Source organism: Roseburia inulinivorans DSM 16841 (assembly GCF_000174195.1).
Taxonomy (GTDB): domain Bacteria; phylum Bacillota; class Clostridia; order Lachnospirales; family Lachnospiraceae; genus Roseburia; species Roseburia inulinivorans.
Genome location: NZ_ACFY01000167.1, coordinates 1 through 21822, shown reverse-complemented (window position 1 = coordinate 21822; position 21822 = coordinate 1). Strand labels below are relative to the sequence as shown.

Here is a 21822-nt window from a genome sequence, read left to right as displayed (position 1 = left end):
CCCCCTAAAAAAGCACCACAAAATCTGCGACACTACGTTCGTTAAACTCCGGTTTTACATCTGATTGATGATCTGCTCGAGGTCATCACAGTATTTTCCAGCCTCCTCGAATTTTCCTGCCTGCAATGCAAATGAAATCCGGTTTTCCAATTCTTTTTTCTTCTGCTCCAGTTCCAGATAATTTTTATCAAAATGGTCGGCATAGATCATTTTGCGGAATTTACGGATACTCATTTTGCGGAGTTTCTTCTCTTCTACAAAAAGTACATAATCCATACAGTTTGCAACTGTATAGAAATCATGCGATACCATCAATACAGCACCCTCATATTTTTCAATTGCCTGTTCCAACGCAAGCTGGGAATAGGTATCAAGGTGGCTTGTCGGCTCATCCAAAAGAAGAAAGTCCGCATCCATCCGGGAGATTTTTGCAAGCTGAAGCAGATTTTTTTCTCCGCCGGATAAATTCTCTACTTTGTTATAAACTAACTCTTCTTCAAATCCGTAAGTTTTTAAATAACGGACAATCTCCGCTTCTGTCTCAAAACCTGCATCCTCAAAGTTTTTCAAAACCGTCTCTTTCTCGTTAAAAACTTCCCCATGCATCTGGGAAAGATAGGCAATTTTAAGGTCTGGGGCAAGCTTAATGGCTGGATTGTTGTTTTTATAAATATCACGCAAAATGGTTGTCTTTCCGGTTCCGTTTGGTCCGACGATTGCCACTTTCCCGCCAGCCTCCATGGAGAAGGTCACTTCCTCCATAATCTGCCGGTCGAATGTAACACTGTAATTTTCCACTTCCAGAATCACTTTTTCATGATTCTGTTCCGTTCTTTCTTCACTGATGGTCACATCCGTATCTGTCTGTCCAGAAACATCTCCCTGCACATCATCCGATGATTTTACACTGGTGTGCAGTTCAATCTGAGGATGCTTGATATCCACAAACGGTGATTTTGTTTTCCGCGCTTCGAGACGCTCCAACAGAGAGACTCTCGCTTTTAGACTTCTTCCCTTTGTCGCACTGTCCACCTTTGTCGCCTCATTCCGCAGACGTTCCACAATTTTGCGATTGCGCTCGATCTCTTCCATATCTGCTGCCGCAAGTTCCTGCTGCTCGATTTTCATCTCCAACAATGCAAAATTGTAATCCACATATGTGCCGTCAAACTCCTGAAGCTCTGCATTCTCCAAATGAAGAATTTTGTTGAAACAGTGATTCAAAAGATAACGGTTATGTGTGATGACTAGCAAAGTTCCCTTGTGGGAATTGATCAGGTTTTTCAGTGCATTCAAATGTTCAAAATCAAGGAACACATCCGGCTCGTCCATGATAATAAATTTCGGACTGATCATCATCTCACGGATCACCTGGATCAGCTTAAATTCTCCTCCGCTGAGGTTTGTCAAAAGATGATTTTCATAGTCTTTCAGATTTGCAATTTTTAACTGTTTACGGATATTGCTCTCATAAAAGTCCCCATCGATCGCCTGAAACTGATCCATGACGTTCTGATAACGCTCCATCAGTTCGTCCAGCTCATCTGCTGTCGCCATCTCATCGCAGATTGTGTTAATCTCATTTTGCAGACGCACGAACTCCTCACTCAGATAGTCAAAAACCGTAACCTCTTTTTCCTCGTCCAGAGAATAAAACTGACTGACATAACCGATTCTGCCCGGAACATCCACGATCAGTCTGCCATCATATAAGTAATTGTCCGGGTGCAGGATCATATCCACCAACGTACTTTTTCCGGTTCCATTTGTTCCGATAAATGCGCAGTGCACATCATCTTCCAACGTAAATGATATTTTGTTATATAAGTCCTTCTGCGGGAAGGAATACGATAATTTTTCTGCTTTTATCATAAATTTCTCTTTCCTTTTTTATTTTTCCCCGCTCATTGTAGCATAACTTTCGTAATGCCACAATGCGCAGATGTCCTGACAACACCTGCGCATTTTGCCTGATCCTTCCATATATTCTTATTATTTTCCAAAATGGAAAAATCCTTTTTTCTCATATGGTTCACTCTTGTGGGAAACGAGTTCGTAACCAATCTCTTTGATCTCTTTTTTTTGCCCACGGAATATCGATCTCATTATCACTGATAATCACTGTTTCTCCGTCTTTCGCAGAGGATGTTACCTTTTTTACCTGAAAATTTTTGCGGATCAGATCATTCATATGGGACTCACACATACCGCACATCATGCCGTCGATTTTTAATGTTGTTTTTATCATAGCATTCACCTTTTCCTGATTTGCAATTACGAAATCCATTGTGGAAACATATTTTAATAAAAATGGATTTCTGAAAACATCTTCAATATATACCCATGTAGGGTATTCGTCAATTTTGTTTTGCTATAATGATATTTCTTCTCAATACACTTTTTCAAACCTATCCATTCTAATATTTGAGTATTCCTGCATGGCTCAATACTGCATGCGAAAATCTTGGCATCAATTATTCAAAAGTCCTCAAGGATGCTCTTATTGCAAAATTACAAGGACATTCATAAACCTCATTTGTATAATATAAAGAAATCCCCGAAAACTCGATGCTTTCGGGGAAATTTGCTCTTTTTCGATATTCGGTTGAATTATCTCTTTGAGAACTGTGGAGCGCGACGAGCTGCTTTGAGACCGTATTCACCTGACCATGATCCAAAAAGTCCAGTATTCATGCGGGTTTTCGGGCTTCCATCTCTCAGTAAACCCATAGGTAAACCCACGAAATCGCGAAATTTTTGGTGCCGTTTAACGCAGCCCGAATGCAGCATTCACAACGCTGCTTAATTCTTCTGGTTTATTATACTTGACTTTCGCATAGATGTCCATAGTCGTTTTGCTGTTCTCATGGCCTGCCAGATACTGCACCGTCTTAGGATCAACACCTTTGTAAATCAGATTGGTGATATAGGTGTGCCGCAGCATGTGCGGAGTCACCTTGAAGTCCATCGTATACACCAGCTTGGGATTATTCGGCTGATGCTCACCAAGCCTTGGCTTTATTCTATGCTTGATGGACTGTCCATTTACATAAGTGTAATAACAGCGTTCTGCGGTAGAACGGACTGTTATGTACTTCCAGGCCCTCACAAACTGTGTTTCCGTCAAAACAGTTCCCTTCGAATTCGAGATCACATATTCCGATTCTGATTTTTCCCTTGCTTCCTTGAGACAGGCTACCAGGCATTTGGGAATCGGAACATCTCGCTTCGCTGCCGGAGTCTTCAAAAGTGTGTTGACTACCGGTGCACCGCCTTCTACGTGCCATGCACGCCTTACGGAAATGTACGGTGTTTTTTCATCCAGGAATACACAGTCCCATTTCAATCCGAGAATCTCTTCTCTACGCAGTCCCGCGTACAAGCCGATCATCACGAAAACATACGGTGGAAGCTCACGAATGCTATCCAGCAAAATGGCAGTCTGTTCATCCGTCAAAGCTTCGCGCCGTTTCGCAGGCTTTCCGCCTCTTGCACAAATCGTTTTGGATGGATTTTCTTTGATCACCTTGCTCTCTTCTGCCGAATTAAAAATGTTCTTAATCAGCATATTGAGCTGGCCATACATTCCGGAAGAACCTTTTGATAGCGGAACCATCAGCAGCCGCAGGTCATCTGTGGTCACCTCATCCATATACATCTGTCCAATCGGCCCCACGATGTACCGATTCACCATCCGCTCGTATCCCTCCAACGTATTGGTTCTTACCGTTCCAGACCGCATCAGCAGCCATTTTTCGCAGTACTCTTCCACGGTCGGATTCTCTCTGTGGAAAACCACTTCTGCAATTTTCTTCTGGGCATCTTCCACCCGGTCATATAATTCTTCGCGTGTCAGCCCATAAATCGCCACTCTCTTTCCGTCTGCATCTGTAATCCGGGTGCGGTAATACTGTACCCCTTTCATCATCACTGTTCCGTATTCCGGAAGTTCAGCAGGGCGCTTTTTTCCTTTAGCCATGTGTTCTCCTCCTCGTCTATCTTCATACATTGGGTGTTGCTACTCTTATTATCATGGCGTACACCACTTCCTTCAAGGATGTCGAATGTATGTAAAAAGGGCAGGGATTTTTGACCATCCCTGCCCCAAGTTTTTTCTGATTTACTCTTAATCCCACGATGCAAAAGCATCTTCAAGCACTCCTGCGAGCTGCTCTGGGCGATTATATTTCACCTTGGCGTAAATATCCATGGTGATCTTGCTGCTTTCATGACCGGCAAGATACTGAACTGTCTTCGGATCAACCGAAGCATGAATCAGATTCGTAATATAGGTGTGCCGCAGCTGATGTGGAGTCACCTCAAAGTCCAGACTGTAAACCACATTTCCATTGTGTGCTGCCTTTTGTCCCAGAACCGGCTTCACTGTATGCTTTACCCTCTTGCCATCTTCATAGCGATAATAGCAGCGTTCCTTGGTGGTACGGGTTACGATATATTGCCATAATCTCTTGAACTGCGTATAGGACAAAGGGTCTCCATCCCGGTTTGCAACCACATAATCCGATGTTGATGTCTTCTTCGCCTCTCTCAGACATTCCAGAAGATTGTCCGGAAGTGGGACGTTCCGATGCGCTGCCTTTGTTTTCAGCTCTGTCAGAATCACCGGACGATTATGCTCCGTATGCCAGGCTCTCCGAACGGTAAGGTACGGAGCCTCGCAATCAAGATACACCGAATCCCATTGAAGTCCGAGGATTTCTTCTCTCCGCAATCCTGCGTACAGCCCCAGCATCACAAACACATACGGCGGCAAGCCGTAAATGGCATCCAGCAGCTTATCCACCTGCTCATCCGTAAGCGGGAGGCGGTCCTTCTGGGGAATCCCTCCCACATTCTTCTTCAGATAGATGGTCGGATTCTCATCAATGATCTTGCTCTCCATTGCTGCCGTAAAAATACACTTATATATAACGTTCACCGATTTGTACACGGATGCCGACTTTTTTGATGCCGCCAGCAGTGCCAGGCGAATGTCATCTGCTGTTACATCTCCCATATGCATATCGCCCAATGGCTTAATGATGTAGTTCTTCACTTTCGATGTATAGTCAATCAGCGTTGTCATCCTGATCTGTGCCGACTGCATCAGCAGCCATTTCTCGCAATACTCCTCCACTGTAGGTGTACTGCGGCGATACGTCTTGTTCTCAATCTGCTGGATCGCTTCCTGTTCCTTCTGGTACAGTTCCTCTCTCGTTCTTGCATATAAGGAAACCCGCCGTCCCTGCTGATCTGTCACACGGGTTCGATAATACTGCGTTCCCTTCATACTCACCGTACCATAATCGGGAAGCATCATTCTTCTTGCCGCCATATCATTACCTCCAATCCTGTTGTTGCTTTCATTATTGCGGATTCATCGTTCATACTCAACGATGTCGATTTTCACCGCCGAAAGCTTCGAGGTTTGCGATATGTCGCAGCACGTTCCATCGGTTTTGCACGGTGCGTACATTTTGCAATGTACTCCTGAATCCCCACTTCCGTGAAATAAACGCAGCCGTTTTCCACATACTGAACATAGGAGATCAACCCGTCTGTTCTTGCAGCATCCAGTGTTTTTACGCTGATTCCCAATATACTGGCTGCTTCCTTCCTTGTAATCAGTTTATCCATCGCCTTCTTCGCCATCCTTTCGGCATTTGCCCTGTCTTTTTTTCTCTGCCTGTTCCGGAATATAATAACCAAGCTGAATCCTTACAGCTTCGTCAATCCCACGCATCTGCCCCTTACTTACCCGCCCAAGATAGCGAATCACGCATATCTTGTCGCAGGTGTCGAGCTGTTCTGCCAATACCATAGACGGTTTTGCCAGTCCCTTTGCTTTACGGAGAAAGAAATGTGTTGGCTGCTTTCGCTTCTTCTCAATTTTCGATGTCAGCGGAGCAATCGTGATCGTCGGCGCATAATAATTGCCGACATCATTCTGAAGAACCACAACAGGACGAACACCGCCCTGCTTTGATCCGACCGGAACACCGAGATTGGCGAGATATAAATCACCTCGCCGATAAACCCAGTTTTCTTTCATTTGCTGTTGTCTCCAATCTCCATACACTGATATGGATAAAGCCTGCCAGGTATCATGCTGATACAGCACCCAGCAGTGCTTTCTGAAAATATGGTTTCTCTGTACTTTTTCTTATCACCCCAGAGATGTAGGATTTCTCACAGGCGGCAGTGTGCTTCACTGCTCCATTGGAATTTAACCATCCCGCCTTCCTTATGGCCGGACCGCGAATTACGGAAGTATCATTGTCCCTGTCTGGTTTTAACACCGCCGCCGGTTGCAATCCGGCATTTGCTTCTGCGAAACCGCTATCGCCCCGATGGGCTTCATGGCGTGCAGTCGAAGGCTCGACCAAACAGGAATGTACCTGAAGAATGAGTATTCAGTTTTCAAGGAACATCCGGACTTTCGTCCTTACAAAGTAAGTTTAACAAGAATCCTCCGATTTCGCGTTGGCCTCGTAGGCGCACTTTGGTTGTCCTTGCAGGACTACCTACGGTTCGTTTTGACTTTTTCAGTGTTCTATACAGCCAGATTGAGGCAAAAAAATACCCCGTTGGTTTCCCAACGAGGCATCAAAGATTATAATGTTTTAATTTGAGAACTATTATTCTCCACAAAACTAAATGCTTCAGGCGTTTTTGTCATCCACAATCGTGCATAATCCAGCTTATGACGCTCAAGCATAGAACGACAATCTTTTGTTTTCATCTTACAAAAGTCCGTCTTGAAATTTTTAACGCTTCCACTTTTGGTCAGTTCCATCGCAGTTCGCACGTCTGTACACCGAACCAATTCATCCTCCAAATTCAGAACTTGTGGAAGAAAAATGATTTTCAGCTTTCCGCAATACCGGGTGAGAAGTTCCAAGTTCTTTTTAAGGTTTGATGTCTGTGGCACATCAGTATCAAATACCAAAACGACAGTCGTTCCCGCCTGAATAGACAACATCTGTGACTTAGGAATCAAATTCTGCACCACATTGAAGACCTTTATCTTCCCCGGGATCAATCTTTCCGGTGCTTCTTTTAAGGCTGCAATCAGTTGTTGTTCACAGGGGCCTTCTACATAATAGATGCACTTATTGTTCATCTTCCCACCCCATTTCCAACTCGTCCAAAAGGGAATCCTGCGGAAGCGAGGCAAACACATCATTCTCGACCGCACAGCGTAAAGAGTCTGTATTTCGTTTCAGTACATCCGATGCAGAAACAGCAGAAACCTGATATACATCTTCCTCCAGATGCTTACGCAAAAACACATAACTATGTTTCGGCAGGTTCAAATCCAGCATATCTGTATTATGCGTTGTAAAAATCAATTGTTCATCGTCTCCGATACGATCCAGCATAATACCGAAAATCCGTTTTTCAATATCGCTCTGAATATAAGAAAAATGTTCATCACAATAATAGAAACTGCTTTCTTTTGTCGCCATTGCAGCAAGGAACATTGCGACATCTATTCCTTCTGCTGTACCACTGGACAGTATCTCCCGATTCAGCAGTTTACCTTCCTGAATGATGATTTCCGTTCCACCGCGCCGAATAATAAAGGTATCCTTCAAATCTTTTGATAAACTAACGTCCTGCAATGTAGGATCAAGCGTTCCAATAACAGCACGCAGTGTCTTTAACAAAATGCTTTTATTTGCACCTGTAAGTTTCAAAGATTTTTCTATTTCAGGATATGCAAAACGATATCGAACAGCACCTACCAGCTTCTTAAGTGCTGTAGCGGTTCTGGTTGCCTCTATCGTTTGATCTTTCAGCTTCTTTACACATTTTTCATACGAATCCATCGTATCAATGTCTGCGGTCTGATACTGAATGTCAATCTCCTGACTGGATGCATCAATCTGAGCTGACAACCGCTGCAGGCGATAATCACCATTCACAAAATCAATACTGAAGTATCCTTTATCGCCTGCAACCATCTCATACAGCGGTGTTGGATTTCCATCAGTCATATATCCAAAAATACGAAGCAAAGCCTTTCCAAGGCTGGTCTTTCCGGTAGCATTTGCACCCATAAGAATTACAGCCTTCTTATAGCGAAATCGCTCTCTTCCTTTCAGATGTTCCTGATCGATAATCGAATTGACAATCTTTTTGGGATAACTGAAATTGATATGAAAATCATTAAATCCATAGATTTCCTTTAACTCAAGGTCTAAAACGATCATGTCAGAGCCTCCATTTCATTATTTCGCCTTGTACGAACTAATGATATCATATTTAAAGGAGCATTTCAAGGACAATAGTCCACATATCCAAGCAATATTTACATTCATGCAGTATATTGTTCCTCATACTGTTAGTTCTAACTCCATTCTGCTACCTCCTTAATTGATTGAAGCAGCCAGGCTTTTCTTCAAGCGCATATACGCTTCATATGCTGGCGTTGTTCCCTCAAGGAAGCCGCTCTGGTAAGCATCACTCTTTTTAATATCATTACGTTTCAATATATAGCTCAAATTTTCTGCTGTGATGCCATTACGGTTTCTAACGATGCAAATTCCGTCATTTCGGTCATATTCGTCCAGCAGTTCCGGATAATGCGTAGTGAAAATAAGCGTTCCGCCATTTTTGTTCAGTCGGCTGTCCATAAAGAAGCGCACTAAGGTCGTTACAATTTCCTTGTTGAAATGATTCTCTATTTCATCTACCAGAAGATAACCACCTGAATGAAGAACTTCCTTTACCATCGAGAATGTAATAATACCCTTAATCGTACCAGAGGACAGATACTGCTCAAGGTCTGCCGCATTATTCAGGATAATCTCTTTTTCATCCTTAAACTTCAAGTGGATAAATGTTTTTCCCTCTGTCTGTTCAAAACACAATTTCTCAATGGTCGGATCGAGAAATGCAATTACCTCCAATGGAATATCTTCGGTAAATGGAAGCACATTCACATTCGTATAGGAAAGCAGGCTAAATATTTCCACTGTATCATTCGCTTTTTTATTATGCGCAATGATAAAGCTAACATCATCAGAAAGGTATGCTTCATCGTTATTACGCTGCTCTACAGGCTTCATTCCTGTAAAATCTGTCAGATACTTTTTCGACTTAACGGTTGCAATCGGTTTTTCCCAAAGGCTTTCAGACAGAATCGAATACACATATTCCCCTGTTTTCGACTTCTTTGCCGCAATTACAGTTTCCAAGCAGCAGACGTAGCTACGCTTATCATAAAAATATGTGCGGATTGTAGCCTTCTTCGTTCCGCCAAGAATGCTTTTTGCCTCCACATGATTGATGGGCTCATTTTTCACAATATTTAAGGCCAAGCTAATGACCTTTAATACCGAGGTCTTGCCAGATGCGTTAATTCCAATGAAAGCACAGGCAGAGTGGAGATAGTAGTTATCCATCAAACGGTAAAGATTATCTTTGTCCTCTTCGCAAACACGTTGCTGCGTATAAAAGCAAATATCCAAGTCTTTTTTGAATAATTGGAGTCCTTGTGCGGTGATGCGGAGTATTTTCATAGGTAGTCTTCCTCTAAAAACAGTTTTTTCGTTTTTATTTTCTTATAATCTTATTATACGCCGCAATTCATAAAATAACAACGTACTTTCCGTTTTTATTTTCCAAATTGTTTTTGACACTAAAAAGTATCCGTTCAATATGGCAAGCCCTGTGATTGCTGACCCGTTCCACCGCATGAAATACATGGAGTGTCATGGAAGCGGCCTACGCAAAATCGTCAGGGAAACCGAAAAGCCGCCTGGATATACAGCGGCATATAATCCGAAAATTTTCTCAACGGCAACAGATTTCAGAGTCATCTTGAAAAATGTAAATTGCCAACTTAGTCAGAAAAACTTAGTCAATGACCAAGTTAGTGAGCAAGATAAATCGCCGGACATCCCACACACAGTTTTGAATCTTTGTATCCACCTTATTGCCCACGGCAGTGAGGGTGCTCAAATCACTCATGCTTACTCTATCATGGGTACAGCCAATGATAAGTCCTATGACGCAACCCATGATACAACCCATGATAACTTAGAGGATGACACCCATCAAGGTATCCACCAAGTTAGCCACCATGATTCTACGCCGTCAGCAGTTATATTGCGCCTAATGCTTTTTAGATTTTCTTCGCAATCGTAGACAGCTCCGAAATAATGCTCAAAAGATCATTTTTAACTTTCTCTTTGCTTGGCTCGCTGCCCATCAGAAGATAATCCGTGCTGACATGGAGGATGCAGGACAGTTCAATCAGCAAATCAATTGAGCAACTGCGCTCACCGTTCTCCATACGGCTGACATGCTGCTTGCTTGCCAGTCCCAGGCGAACCGCCAGCTCCTCCTGCGTAATGCCACGGGAAGTGCGAACATCGTGAAGTCTCTTACCAAACTCTTTTGCGTCAAAATACATACGTTTCTCCTTCCGCACAGCCGGTACAGAACCGGACCGACGGAAGGTCAAAAAAGGAGCCGCATGACGGTGAAGAAAAAATCCTGTGCCGATAAAACAGAACATGGGCTATCCCATAATTCTGTTTCATGCGGCATTCGGAAGACTTCGCCTGTCAGCGGCTCCACAGCACAGCTATGACTTATAAAATTGTGTTAATAGGGTTATTTATTGTCATCTCAGCCATTCAAAGACGAATAGTAGAGCTGCAATCTCCGTAATCTTCTCATCTCCAAAACATTGAAAACGGTCTCGCGTCCGCAGGCCTTGCATTTGGTCTGCACATGTCCTCTGGTGTCCTCAAAGACGATGATTGAATTGTGTCGGCAATAAGGGCACCTGACAGTCCTGGGCTTTTGCGAAGCGATTGCATCCTTTGCCCGGATGATTTTAATCTGCATTTCCGCAGATGGTTCCGATACTCTGATATTCCTGCTCATGGCCACACCTCCAATGGATCACGATATTCATAATCCTTTTTCCGGTTCAAATAGCCCAGTTGTTCCAAGCGGATAGCAGCTGCCGATCTCGAAACGCCAAAGACACTACAGAAAGTATCTATTTTCACCTGGTCTTTGTCATAAAAATGCCATCCATAACAAGTCAGAGGCTTTCTGCTGTTAATGAACCACATCGCCCGATCCACCTCTGACTGAGGCATCAGAATAGCAGCTCCCAGCGCATTGGCCTGCCATTCGTTCCAATCCTCCTGCGTTCTCAGAACGCGGGAGCCATTTTCTCGCACTTCCGTTCTCTTATGGCAGGCTATCTTTCGGTCATCGGCATCCAGCTGAAACAGTATCTGGTGGGCGCACTCATGTGCCAGCGTAAACCTGCGTTTTCCGCAGAGTTTCCGAATATTCTCCGGTTCAATGAAGCTCTTATCCAGAACCACATCATTGGTTTTCAGGAAGATGCTCCTCTGACTTCCATCAACCTCTATCTGATATTCTGTATCCACATACGCGGTCAGACCATAGATGCTTCCGTCCGAGGACAACTTTTGAAATGACACCTTCAGGTTCAGATAATCGGATGCAAACTGGTCAATGGGTGTCGGAAGCGCGAATCTCGTCGGATCATCTGCTTCGCTGCCGAAAAAGGACTTTTGAAAATCTCTTATCACTGCAACAGCGATTTCCTCTATGTTTTTCTGCGAAAGGATCATAGGCACTGCTCCTTTGCTTCAACGAACCATTTTTCATCTTCGTTGTACAGGAAGCTCTCATGCCCACCGATCATGACCGTATAGCGGATTCCGCAGCCTCCTACCTTCGTGGAAGCAGCCCGACACTTATGCTTCAATCGGTCGATCTCATACACCCGTCCGTCAATCCACCGAATCAGACGCGGACGGATATTTCCCTCTGCATCCACATCTAAATTCACAGGTACATATACTTTTCTACATTTCTGTTCCGACATATTCTACGCTCCTTCTCTGTAAACCGGCGAATGTGTTGACTTCTTTTAGCAAAGAACTCACCAGATTCTGCCGGTGCTGTATTAACCAATCATTCCTGTCGGCATAACCAAATCCACTTTTCGCTCTGTCGGCATCTTGCTTTTCTGAAAAAGTACCCCATTTTTAATCGCATCTTTCCCGAATCGGAATCGAATCTGCTCAATCGCTGCGTCCAAGCGTTCCTGGCGATCCAGTGATTTCACATCAGTGAATAGGTCGTATTGTATCGGACAATCCTCTTCAAACAGGTTGATTGCCCGAACCGTCACTGAACGAATCGGATGCTCCCACTGATAGTTCTTTGCAAACAGAGCAAATGCAGTTTTCGCCAGATAGGTAGGGCTTTGTGTCGGAATACCAATCCGGCACTGCCACTCTTTCGTGTAAAGCTCGTTGTTGCGGATGGAAATCGCTATTCCGCCAGCTTTCTTTTTATGTGCTCGCAGCTTGGTTCCGATCTCCTGCACCAGTTCCAGCATGACACACCAGACTTCGGCGTTATTCTCCAAATCCTGCATGGTCGTTATCCCGTGCCCAATGCTCTTTACTGGGGAGACATAATCGGAACGCATAACCGGTGAATCATCCAGTCCATTGGCATATTTCTTAATCACCAGTCCATTCTTCCCAAGGCGGCATTTCAGGAAATCATCCGATGTTGCAGCGAGTTCTCCAATGGTATGAATCCCATAACTGGATAGAACCTTCTCGGTCGCTCTGCCGACTCCAAGCAAGTCAGAGGCAGGATGACACCAAATCTTCTCCCGGAATGAATCTGCTTCGATGCAGGTAATCGCATCCGGCTTTTTCATATCCGACCCAAGCTTGGCAAAAATCTTATTGAAGCTCACTCCTGCGGAAATCGTAAGTCCCAGTTCAAACTTAACCGTTCTACGAATCTCATCTGCGATTTCAAATCCGGTTCCCATACAGCCGCTTCCGGTCACATCCAGCCAGCATTCGTCCATCCCATACGGCTCGATCTGATCGGTATAGCGACCGTATATTTCACGAGCCAGCTTTGAAAACTTCATATATTGCTCATAGTGCGGCTCCACGATCACAAGATCCTGGCACTTCTGCTTTGCTTGCCAGATTGCCTCTCCCGTGGAAACGCCAAACGCCTTTGCTGCATAGTTCTTCGCAAGTACAATACCATGCCGTTCCTCCACAGAACCACACACTGCCACCGGCTTGTTCTTCAGTTCCGGATTCAGCATACACTCGACAGAGGCATAGAAATTATTCATATCACAGTGAAGGATCACTCTTTGCATCTCGTATTCCTCCTCTCCGTTCGCGAAAGCACGAACAACTTTTCACGAACGCATTGACACACAGCATTTCTTGTGATACTATAATTACACGAATTATATTTCGTGTTTTCATCGTCATTATAGCAAGCACAGTTTTTCGTGTCAATAGATTTTTATGAAAAAGTGTTCGTGTTCGTAATCAAAAAAGAAAGAGGTATTCCTATGGTCTTCAAAGAAAGGTTGAAAGAAAAAAGAACAGAAGCCAATTTAACTCAGGTAGAACTTGCAGAGAAGGCCGGTGTAACCGCCCGCACAATTCAGAATTATGAGCTTGGCAGCCGTAAACCATCCAATATGGTTACGATCCAGAAGATCGCGGATGCGCTGAATACTACTACTGAGTATCTGCTGGGAAGCAGCGGCACCTATGTTGTAGAAGCCCATGAAAAAGGCGGCGCAAAAGCAGCGAAAGATATTGAAGAACTGGTCAGTGAAGTGACCGGTATGTTCGCTGGCGGCGAATTAAGCGAAGATGCCATCGAAGGAGCTTATAAAGCTCTGACCGATGCCTACTGGATTGCCAAAGAGAACAATAAAAAATACGCCCCGAAAACGAGGCGTAAAAAATCCGATCAGTGATATTTATCGTACACACTTTTCGCTATACTGTAAACTGGAGGTGGTATGATGAATGCGGAACAGCTTTCACTGGTCGGTGAGAAACTGGTAAAACGCTGCGGTTCCAGAGACCCTTTTGAAATTGCAAGGCAGCTTGGTATCAATGTCATGCTTTGCGAAAATTTTGGTTCCCTGAAGGGAATGTACCGGGTGATTAAGCGGAATCGCTTTATTTTCCTGAATAACAGTCTGGATGAAAATATGCTGCGCATCGTGTGCGCACATGAATTAGGGCATGACCAGCTTCACCGGAATATGGCGAAAACCACCCCGATTCATGAGTTCATGCTCTACGACATGAAATCCAAACCGGAATATGAAGCCAACATCGTAGCGGCAGAGATCCTGATGGACAGCGATGAAGTTCTTCGCTACATCTATGAGTATGGATACACAGCCGAGCAGATCGCCAGTGCGATGTCCACCGACATCAATCTGGTTGCGCTGAAGGTAGCGCACCTGGCTACACTTGGCTATAATCTGCACGCGCTGGAACACAAGAGCAACTTTTTGAAATAACGTACCTTTGAGGAGTCTGGACTGGCTCCTCTTTTTTGTTGCACAAATTGTGCAGGCGGTGCTTGCACAATTATCAACCTAACATCTGCATTCCATACAATCTCGATATTGTCCTCCTGTTGTTCTGCGTTATGCTTTCTCCGTGCATTTTCGTATTATTTATTCTGCCATCTGACTTCGCCCTTGGACAGAAGCGGATAACAGATCAGCTGATCTGAATCCAGATTTTCCGCATGCATGTCAACCGCTGTGATCTGATGATTATCATAAGTCGTATAATAGTAAATACCTTTTGCTGTATTACAACAGGACGTGTATATCGTGATCTCATATTTGCCTTCTGTCACCTCACAGCATCCACGCTGCTGATCTACGGATCCTAAGATATGGAAGAACTGACTTACACTCTCATCCTCTTCTTCACCGGAGATCGAATTTAATTTTGTAAAGGCAACTTTCACAAATCTTGACTGGCTGGAAAGATCTCCAGGTATTCCCATTCCACCCATTCCTCTGCTATATGCATCAAGCTGTAATACTCCTGCAAAAGTACTCTCCGGCTGTTTTCTGGATACTCCGGCATAATTATTCAGTGCAAACATCTGACTCGGGAATGGTGGATTATTGGTAAGCACTCCTACCGGATTATCATATACATGCAGCCCATCTTTCATAGACTCAACAACGATACAGGAGTCTTTGTCTGCAATGATCCAGTGAAGCTGTGCTGTCGGCAGCTGTTCACTGAATGCTGTACCTGTCAGTCTCATTGCTGCCAGCTTCTCTCTCGCGTCTGCTACAGTAGCACACTGTGTAAGGGTCCATGGGATGAACTCGAACTGTGCCACCTGGCTGACTTCTGTTTCATCTTCCGGCAAAGCCTCTTCATATGCCGCATTGCCGACAAAATTAAGACCTGCCATTCCAAGGCCTTTTTCATTAACAGCATCATAATAAAGCGGATAACCTTCTGCAACAAATGCCATTCCGATCAAAGCATAATGGCTTTTTATCTTCCCGGCAAACCGGAAATCAAATTCGTAATTTCTTGGCGTTATCGTGATCTGTTCCCCATAGGAAAATTCATAATCAAGCGTTCTGCCCATATAAAAATCTTTTGTTTTGTAAGTTGCTGCTGTACACATATCGAACACCTCTTCTTTCTGCTATAATAATCCTGCAAACAATCGCATAAACAACTGTTCGAGCCGTAAATATGCACTCCGTCCTGTGCGGTACTTTTCGGTCACTTCCCTGCATTCATTCATGGTTGCTCCCAGATCATCTCTTATATCCAAAACTGTCTGATTATCCGCCATAAAACAACCATTTTCAAAGTGGTGATAAAGCAATGCCATTCAGTTAAGCATCATTTTAGTGGTTTTCTGTCATAGAAAGCCACTGTTTTTATACCTAAAAACTTTAAAAATATTACAAAAAACAGTTGACAAGTAAGCCAATCCGGAGTGATATCCATAAAATCAGATATTTCTTTTGCCATTTTTACAACACATTCATGAAAAGATCAACATCATGCTCTGTTTCGTAAGAAAGAACTCTTGCTCTAAACCTGCTGAGGGTTCTGTCACTAATTGGCTGCTCTTCAAAACTGGTTGTGTGCAGTGCATACTGATAGCGGATATCAAATGCCATAGCTTCAACGATCTCATCGTCAGTAACATTAAGAGCTTCTTTAAGAATCAGTGCCCCAACAATCACATTGACCGGAGTATTAGGTCTGGATGCTTTTTTACTGTAAAGAACAGAAAAAATATTTTCATCAATAGCAGGAAAAACTTTGTCTGCAAAATTTTTGCCCATGATTTTTCTAACATTCGTTTTTCGCGTTCTGTAAGATTAAAAGTACTGTCTAAAACAGTAAGCTGTTGATTATCATTTTTAACAAAAGACATATAGATCACCTCATAAAATGCTACCTACATTTTACCAAAGAATCCAATGTTTTTACATATCGTGTTAAGTTTTCAAGGTACAAATTTATATCAAAGGCTATAAACCTTTTGACACCCTAATCTTTTATTTTATCTTCTCCGGAGCAGTTTTTTACACTGGCTTACAGGTGCATCCGATTCCCAGTCCATCCGGACCGATATGACAGGACAAACCGAAGGAAAGTTTATCACACATGACTTCCATTCCCGGGAAACTTTCTTTAATCTGGTTTACCCATTCTTCTGTCACTTCATCGGTACTGCTGGACGCCGCCATCAGGTACACTTTACCAGCAGCATATTCTTCTCGGAAATTCGTTTCCAGCTCATGCTTCATTGCATCGATCATAACTTTACGTGATTTCTTCATACCACGGCATTTCTGGTAGATATCAAGCTTTCCTGTGCTGAAATGCATAACAGGTTTGATACTCAGGACATCTGCTGCCAAAGCTGTCACAGAGCTGACTCTTCCTCCTTTTTTGAGATATTTCAGTGTGCTGAGCCCGATATAAATTGTCATTTTTTCTCTGGTTTCTTCAAGAATTTTCTTGATTTCGACTACACTGTATCCTTCTTTTGCCATTTCTACTGCATCAAGAACAGAACGATGCATCGGGGTTGCCACACGACCGTTATCTACGACAAACACCTTACCGGCAAATTCATCTTCATTTGCCATGGCTTCTGCTGTCATACAGGACCCGCTTAAAGCACTGCTAAGAGGAATATAAACAATCTCCTCATATTCTTTCAGCATCTCTTTCCACATATCCATAACTTCTGTTGGTGACGGCTGAGATGTAGATACATCTACGCCCTTTCGAAGCATATCATAAAATTCATCTCTGGAAAGATCTACTCCTTCACGATACACTTTCTCTCCGATATAAAAAGGCATCGGTAGTACCTTAATTCCGAGTCTCTGCGCTTCTTCACTCAAAATTCCACTGTGGCTGTCTGTCATGATTCCTATTTTCTTCATAATATCTTCTTCCTTCGTAATCTATTTTTATAACGTCTTAATAATCGGCATTACACTTCATTTATATTTGTATCACATCATTATTTTTCATTCGGCACAATAAAGGATGACGCAATTTCCTCCTCCGCATACTCTTCCACATCCGTTCTCGTTACTCGTTTTATATGTTGTTTTTTTAGGCGCAGATATACGAACTCCCGGAATATAGTATAAAATACCGATACAAGTGGAATGAAAATCAGCATACCTATAATTCCCATAAGATTTCCGCCGATTGTAACTGCCGCCAGTACCCAAATTGATGGAAGTCCTACTGATCCGCCAACCACATGAGGATAGATCAGATTACCTTCTATCTGCTGCAAAAGCAGAAAAACTATAATAAATAAAACTGCCTGTTTTGGATTTACCATAAAGATCAGAAAACTTCCCACGGCACAGCCAATAAAGGCTCCAAAGATAGGAACCAATGCGGTAAACGCGATCAAAATTCCAATTAAAAGTGCATATGGCATTTTTAAAATACTTAGCGTGATAACAAACATCATTCCGAGAATTACTGCTTCCAGACACTGCCCTGCAAGAAAATTTGCAAATGTCCGATATGTCAGCGAACATATGTTAAGAATTGCATCTGCTTTTTGTTTTGGAATAAAAGCGAAAATCACTTTTCTTACCTGTAAATGTAATTTTTCCTTCTGAAAAAGAATATAGCATGCAAAGGAAAACGAAATAAAAAAGGTCGCTAATCCACTGGCAATGGAACCTACTGCTGACATCGTCGTATTCATCATATTTCCGACTCCGTTTCCAAGAAGACTTATTCCCCATTTAATTGCCTGATCAGGCTGAAACTGCAGCTGATCTACCAATTTCATAATATCCTGATTATCATGTGAAAATTCTCGAATCCAGTTTTGCATCTGTGGAATAAAATCTGAAATACTCGTCATCAGATTTCCCATGGTCTGTGTAAGCTGTGGAATCACACCAAACATTACCAATATAATGACACCTGCTACCAATATAATTGTAAGAAGCAGGCTTATCGGTCTCGCAGTCTTTTTTTCCTATTTTATTATTTTCTTTTATCTTTCCGAGCATTTTCTTTTCTAGGAAACTCATTGGTACATTAATCACAAAGGCAATTGCACCACCAAGCGCAAAAGGAAACACAATTTTCCATATTGACTTCAGCACTTCAATCACCACATCGAATTTCCACAAAGCAACTACAAGAAATGCCGTAAACACAATCAGTTCTCGAATTTTTTTCATAGAACATCTACTTAAATCCACTATCTTTCCCCTCTTTTTCTTAGTTTCATACGTATACACTTAAGTAATTGAATAATCAGAAGGCTTGCAAAAGCATATAAATATACACATCCAAGCTGCATCAGATTCAACGTTTCCACTTTGAATAAGTTATGGAAACCAGGAACCGTCAGTACTGTTGTAATGAGTACTGCACCTAACACAAATGCTCCCTGAAGCCACTTGTTATGAAAGAGACCTTTTGTAAAAATGACCGGATGATCTGATTTGCAATTATATCCATGAAACAAACGTGCCAGACAAAGAGTTCCAAAAGCATACGTGCTTCCAAGCAATGTACCATTCTGGTTGTATCCTGTCAAAAAACTGATCATTGTCATTGCTCCAATTACCAAACCTTCCAGACCGATTTTGCTAAGAAAATCTTTTGTCAATATCGACTCATCTGCCAATCTCGGTTTTTCACTCATCACTTCACTTCTATCCGGCTCTAATCCTAACGCAATTGCCGGAAGACTATCCGTCAAAAGATTAATGAAGAGTAAATGTACTGGTGCAAATGGCACCGGAAGTCCTGCAACCGATGAACAAAGAACGGTTAAAATTGCTCCGAAATTTCCTGACAAAAGAAACTGTATCGCATATAAAATTGCTTATACAGTCTCTTCCTTAAGAGTCCTGGTATTCTGGATAATATACAGAGCGACCGATATGACCATCATTATAGCGCACAAACCAATCAACAGATCTGATACCATCGGTGTAATGTGGAACCATATAATATGCACCGCTGCAGTTCCATATAATAAAAAGGTTACTATCTTTCCATGCCAGTCTGCACCATGTACTTTTCCTGTCTTTTGTATCACAAGACATCCACTGACTACCATATACAGCTCCTTACCTGCCATTATTACGATTAAAAGAAGCACATGCGGAAAACGAGTAAACAGACAGATTAACATCGCTGCCTGTGTCAGCTTATCAGCCACCGGATCAAGTATTTTTCCTAAATTACTAATCCTATGGAATCTTCTTGCGATATATCCATCAGCAAGATCCGTAAGACCAGACAGCAATAAGATTTCACCAGCTAACAGAGGATTTTTCTTTACACAATAACTCCATATAATTACCGGAATCAGACAAAGCCGAAAAAAGAAAGAAGATTAGGAACCGTAATAATTCTATTCAAATTTTCTTCCTTATTCACTTCACTCTGCATGTACGGTCACCTCACTTTCCTTTTTTTTAGGCATAAACCAATAAAAAATAACACAAAATGCTAAAGCAAACACAACACCAAAAACATTTTGACTCACTCTAAGACTAACCGCTCCTTGTAGTCCATATGTCTCTGCAGCAATGGCTAAAGCACCAAATGTGTTAAATACTGCCTGCCAGCCATATTGTGCTGAAAATCCTACACCGATTCCACCAAGAATTCCTATATATGCATAGATTGACGAAGGAAGCAGAAAATATAATACTGTAAAACATATAACACCTGCAATATTTCCGACAATCCTTTTACGGACTCTGTAGTGCATATCTTCCATAGACGGCAAAATCACGGACATGGCCGCAATACCAGCCCACATTGCACGTGGCATATTACAAAGTTCTGCAATGCAAAGGACAATCGGTACGCATAAAATCTGACATATCTGCCATTTTGTTCTGGAAGAAGTGATATCAAATTCTTGTATCAGATCTTTCAGATTTCTTTTATAAGTTCTGTTTTTATGATTTCGATAGAATACGAAGCAGGTAAGTGCTGCACCTAAAGCCATTCCGACTAATCGCATCTGATAGCTTTTTCCCGTAACATCATAACCATATAGCAGCAGATACCCAAGAACCAATGTAGATTGATTAAACATGGATGGATTATGGCATCCGAACAGAATCAACACAGCCAGTGCCGCAATATTTAACAGCATTCCCAATACCGGTGAAAACTGATTTGCTAAATGCGGACATACAGTCATAATTACAAAGAACAAAGCCAAAAGCATCGTAGATTGTCCGGTGTGGATCCCCAGATCCGCATTCCTAAACACCATGAGACATAATAAGACTACTACACCTACAATGCTGTTCTCATTTCCAAATAAGATGCTGAAAATACTAACAAAGAAAAAACAAAATGCCATTGTAGCAGCTATCTTCACCAGATATACCCACATATGATATAGTTTTTCTTTTAGTGTTTCACTCTTTTTCAACAGGTTTTTAGAACCTGCCTGATTTAACTGCAACTCCTGATAAAATGTCATATAAATCCTCTCATCTTCTAATTTATCTTAAAACTAGATAATCTCATCTTTCTGCTTTGGCAGCTCTATAACAAATCTGCATCCACCATATTCACGGTTTTCTGCTTTGATTGTTCCTCCGGCACTATCTACAATCCGTTTTACAAGTGCAAGACCTAGGCCATTTCCTTCTGCTTTATGAGATCCATCTACCTGATAGAACTTGTCAAATATTCTGGATTTTACATCATCCTCTATTCCTGGTCCTTCATCTTCCAGAATGAACTTAACAGAATCCTGTTCTTGTTTCAGAAACATCGTAATTGTCCCCTTTGAAGGGCTGAACTTAATCGCATTATCTAAAAGATTTATCCAGATATGCATAAAAAGTCCTTCATTCGCAGTATATTTAACTTCCTCCAATTCTACCTGAAAACCAATTTCTTTTTCTGTCCATTTTGTTTCCAATGAAAGAACTGCCTGGCGGATCTGTTCATCCAGACGATATTCCGTTTTTTTCATTGGTATATTCTGATTCTCTAACTTGGATAACAGCAAAATATTACCAACCAATCCGGAAAGTCTTTGGGTGTTAAATAAGATTTTTTCTACATATTCCTCTTGATCCGGAGACAGTTCTTCTCCCTGAAGCAGCATTGTATATCCTTCAATGGCATTAATCGGGGTCTTAAACTCATGAGAAACATCAGATACAAAATCCATCTGCAGCACCTCTGTTGCACGAAGTTCTTTTGTCATAACGTTAAAACTTTGATAAGATTCTCCAACTTCTGCTATACGGCTATTCGTTTCCAAATGCTGTTCAAAATCTCCCCGAGAAACTTCCTTCATTGCTTTACTAAGTCTTGTAATTGGTTCCAGTAACTTTGCATTAATAAAGGAAGTGATCAGCCCTGCAATCAATGTATTGAAAATCAAAAGCCAGCCAAGCACAGGTATGCTACCAGG

23 protein-coding genes and 4 pseudogenes are annotated in these 21822 nt (G+C 42.3%); 3 read left to right on the top strand and 24 right to left on the bottom strand.

The genetic code is table 11. The features are described from left to right. Positions 1-54: 54 nt before the first annotated feature. The 10 genes from ROSEINA2194_RS18285 to ROSEINA2194_RS18240 all read right to left on the bottom strand — a co-directional run bounded on the left by ROSEINA2194_RS18285 (position 55) and on the right by ROSEINA2194_RS18240 (position 9527). The gene (locus tag ROSEINA2194_RS18285) at positions 55-1872 is read right to left on the bottom strand and encodes an ABC-F family ATP-binding cassette domain-containing protein (RefSeq protein ID WP_007890385.1); all 1818 of its coding nucleotides are present in this window, start codon (positions 1870-1872) and stop codon (positions 55-57) included. A 160-nt stretch (positions 1873-2032) separates the two neighbouring features. Further along, a complete protein-coding gene (locus ROSEINA2194_RS18280; protein WP_330370621.1) occupies positions 2033-2248 on the bottom strand; it encodes a heavy-metal-associated domain-containing protein in 216 nt (71 codons plus the stop codon). Positions 2249-2767: 519 nt separating this feature from the next. Further along, positions 2768-3979, bottom strand: coding sequence for a tyrosine-type recombinase/integrase (locus ROSEINA2194_RS18275; protein WP_035393358.1), 1212 nt, complete (start codon positions 3977-3979; stop codon positions 2768-2770). A gap of 147 nt (positions 3980-4126) precedes the next feature. Then, positions 4127-5335, bottom strand: coding sequence for a tyrosine-type recombinase/integrase (locus ROSEINA2194_RS18270; protein WP_007890382.1), 1209 nt, complete (start codon positions 5333-5335; stop codon positions 4127-4129). 71 nt (positions 5336-5406) lie between these two features. Beyond that, a complete protein-coding gene (locus tag ROSEINA2194_RS18265) occupies positions 5407-5637 on the bottom strand; it encodes a helix-turn-helix domain-containing protein (RefSeq protein WP_002576363.1) in 231 nt (76 codons plus the stop codon). Further along, complete coding sequence (locus ROSEINA2194_RS18260) at positions 5630-6052, bottom strand: type II toxin-antitoxin system PemK/MazF family toxin (protein WP_002576364.1); 423 nt, start codon at positions 6050-6052, stop codon at positions 5630-5632. The genes ROSEINA2194_RS18265 and ROSEINA2194_RS18260 overlap by 8 nt, the downstream gene beginning before the upstream one ends. A gap of 52 nt (positions 6053-6104) precedes the next feature. Then, complete coding sequence (locus tag ROSEINA2194_RS18255; protein WP_007890380.1) at positions 6105-6386, bottom strand: hypothetical protein; 282 nt, start codon at positions 6384-6386, stop codon at positions 6105-6107. Between the two features lie 227 nt (positions 6387-6613). After that, on the bottom strand, positions 6614-7123 hold the full coding sequence (locus ROSEINA2194_RS18250; RefSeq protein ID WP_005929767.1) for a hypothetical protein: 510 nt from the start codon (positions 7121-7123) through the stop codon (positions 6614-6616). After that, positions 7113-8216: an AAA family ATPase gene (locus ROSEINA2194_RS18245; RefSeq protein ID WP_005929771.1), complete on the bottom strand. Its 1104-nt coding sequence runs from the start codon at positions 8214-8216 to the stop codon at positions 7113-7115. Before ROSEINA2194_RS18245 ends, ROSEINA2194_RS18250 begins: the two co-directional genes overlap by 11 nt. 159 nt (positions 8217-8375) lie before the next feature. Continuing rightward, positions 8376-9527, bottom strand: coding sequence for an AAA family ATPase (locus tag ROSEINA2194_RS18240; protein WP_005929775.1), 1152 nt, complete (start codon positions 9525-9527; stop codon positions 8376-8378). A gap of 145 nt (positions 9528-9672) precedes the next feature. Between ROSEINA2194_RS18240 and ROSEINA2194_RS23715 the strand changes: the two are divergent. Beyond that, positions 9673-9876: pseudogene (locus ROSEINA2194_RS23715) on the top strand (ATP-binding protein); the annotation flags it as partial. 256 nt (positions 9877-10132) lie between these two features. On the opposite strand, the gene ROSEINA2194_RS18230 reads toward ROSEINA2194_RS23715, so the two are convergent. The 5 genes from ROSEINA2194_RS18230 to ROSEINA2194_RS18210 all read right to left on the bottom strand — a co-directional run bounded on the left by ROSEINA2194_RS18230 (position 10133) and on the right by ROSEINA2194_RS18210 (position 13204). Beyond that, complete coding sequence (locus tag ROSEINA2194_RS18230) at positions 10133-10423, bottom strand: helix-turn-helix domain-containing protein (protein WP_005929781.1); 291 nt, start codon at positions 10421-10423, stop codon at positions 10133-10135. Positions 10424-10641: 218 nt separating this feature from the next. Beyond that, complete coding sequence (locus tag ROSEINA2194_RS18225) at positions 10642-10902, bottom strand: hypothetical protein (protein WP_005929785.1); 261 nt, start codon at positions 10900-10902, stop codon at positions 10642-10644. Then, the gene (locus ROSEINA2194_RS18220) at positions 10899-11630 is read right to left on the bottom strand and encodes an ImmA/IrrE family metallo-endopeptidase (RefSeq protein WP_005929788.1); all 732 of its coding nucleotides are present in this window, start codon (positions 11628-11630) and stop codon (positions 10899-10901) included. The genes ROSEINA2194_RS18225 and ROSEINA2194_RS18220 overlap by 4 nt, the downstream gene beginning before the upstream one ends. Continuing rightward, a complete protein-coding gene (locus ROSEINA2194_RS18215; RefSeq protein WP_002576370.1) occupies positions 11627-11887 on the bottom strand; it encodes a hypothetical protein in 261 nt (86 codons plus the stop codon). The genes ROSEINA2194_RS18220 and ROSEINA2194_RS18215 overlap by 4 nt, the downstream gene beginning before the upstream one ends. An 81-nt stretch (positions 11888-11968) precedes the next feature. Continuing rightward, the gene (locus tag ROSEINA2194_RS18210; protein ID WP_005929791.1) at positions 11969-13204 is read right to left on the bottom strand and encodes a DNA polymerase Y family protein; all 1236 of its coding nucleotides are present in this window, start codon (positions 13202-13204) and stop codon (positions 11969-11971) included. 201 nt (positions 13205-13405) lie between these two features. Here ROSEINA2194_RS18210 and ROSEINA2194_RS18205 point away from each other — a divergent pair, with 201 nt between their 5' ends. Both ROSEINA2194_RS18205 and ROSEINA2194_RS18200 read left to right on the top strand, forming a co-directional pair. Then, positions 13406-13822 (top strand): helix-turn-helix domain-containing protein, encoded by a 417-nt coding sequence (locus ROSEINA2194_RS18205; protein ID WP_002576372.1) that lies wholly within the window; start codon positions 13406-13408, stop codon positions 13820-13822. Positions 13823-13867: 45 nt separating this feature from the next. Then, a complete protein-coding gene (locus tag ROSEINA2194_RS18200; RefSeq protein ID WP_005929797.1) occupies positions 13868-14380 on the top strand; it encodes an ImmA/IrrE family metallo-endopeptidase in 513 nt (170 codons plus the stop codon). A gap of 155 nt (positions 14381-14535) precedes the next feature. Here ROSEINA2194_RS18200 and bsh read toward each other — a convergent pair whose 3' ends face one another. The 9 genes and pseudogenes from bsh to ROSEINA2194_RS18155 all read right to left on the bottom strand — a co-directional run. Then, the gene (gene bsh, locus ROSEINA2194_RS18195) at positions 14536-15525 is read right to left on the bottom strand and encodes a choloylglycine hydrolase (RefSeq protein WP_007890377.1); all 990 of its coding nucleotides are present in this window, start codon (positions 15523-15525) and stop codon (positions 14536-14538) included. 21 nt (positions 15526-15546) lie between these two features. Next, positions 15547-15738, bottom strand: a complete 192-nt coding sequence (locus tag ROSEINA2194_RS18190) for a phospholipase D-like domain-containing protein (protein WP_005929803.1) — start codon at positions 15736-15738, stop codon at positions 15547-15549. 145 nt (positions 15739-15883) lie between these two features. Beyond that, positions 15884-16201 (bottom strand): transposase, encoded by a 318-nt coding sequence (locus ROSEINA2194_RS18185; RefSeq protein WP_005929809.1) that lies wholly within the window; start codon positions 16199-16201, stop codon positions 15884-15886. Positions 16202-16444: 243 nt separating this feature from the next. Next, positions 16445-17317, bottom strand: coding sequence for a DegV family protein (locus ROSEINA2194_RS18180; protein ID WP_005929812.1), 873 nt, complete (start codon positions 17315-17317; stop codon positions 16445-16447). Positions 17318-17397: 80 nt separating this feature from the next. Continuing rightward, positions 17398-18616 (bottom strand): annotated as a pseudogene (locus ROSEINA2194_RS18175) (AI-2E family transporter). Further along, positions 18616-19236: pseudogene (locus tag ROSEINA2194_RS18170) on the bottom strand (cation transporting ATPase C-terminal domain-containing protein); the annotation flags it as partial. The pseudogenes ROSEINA2194_RS18170 and ROSEINA2194_RS18175, both read right to left, overlap by 1 nt. Positions 19237-19248: 12 nt before the next feature. Further along, positions 19249-19820, bottom strand: a pseudogene (locus ROSEINA2194_RS18165) (CDP-alcohol phosphatidyltransferase family protein). Further along, positions 19810-20874, bottom strand: a complete 1065-nt coding sequence (locus ROSEINA2194_RS18160; RefSeq protein ID WP_005946426.1) for an FUSC family protein — start codon at positions 20872-20874, stop codon at positions 19810-19812. Before ROSEINA2194_RS18160 ends, ROSEINA2194_RS18165 begins: the two are co-directional and overlap by 11 nt. 33 nt (positions 20875-20907) lie before the next feature. Next, the coding region (locus tag ROSEINA2194_RS18155; protein ID WP_007890372.1) for a HAMP domain-containing sensor histidine kinase at positions 20908-21822 on the bottom strand (915 nt) is incomplete at its 5' end.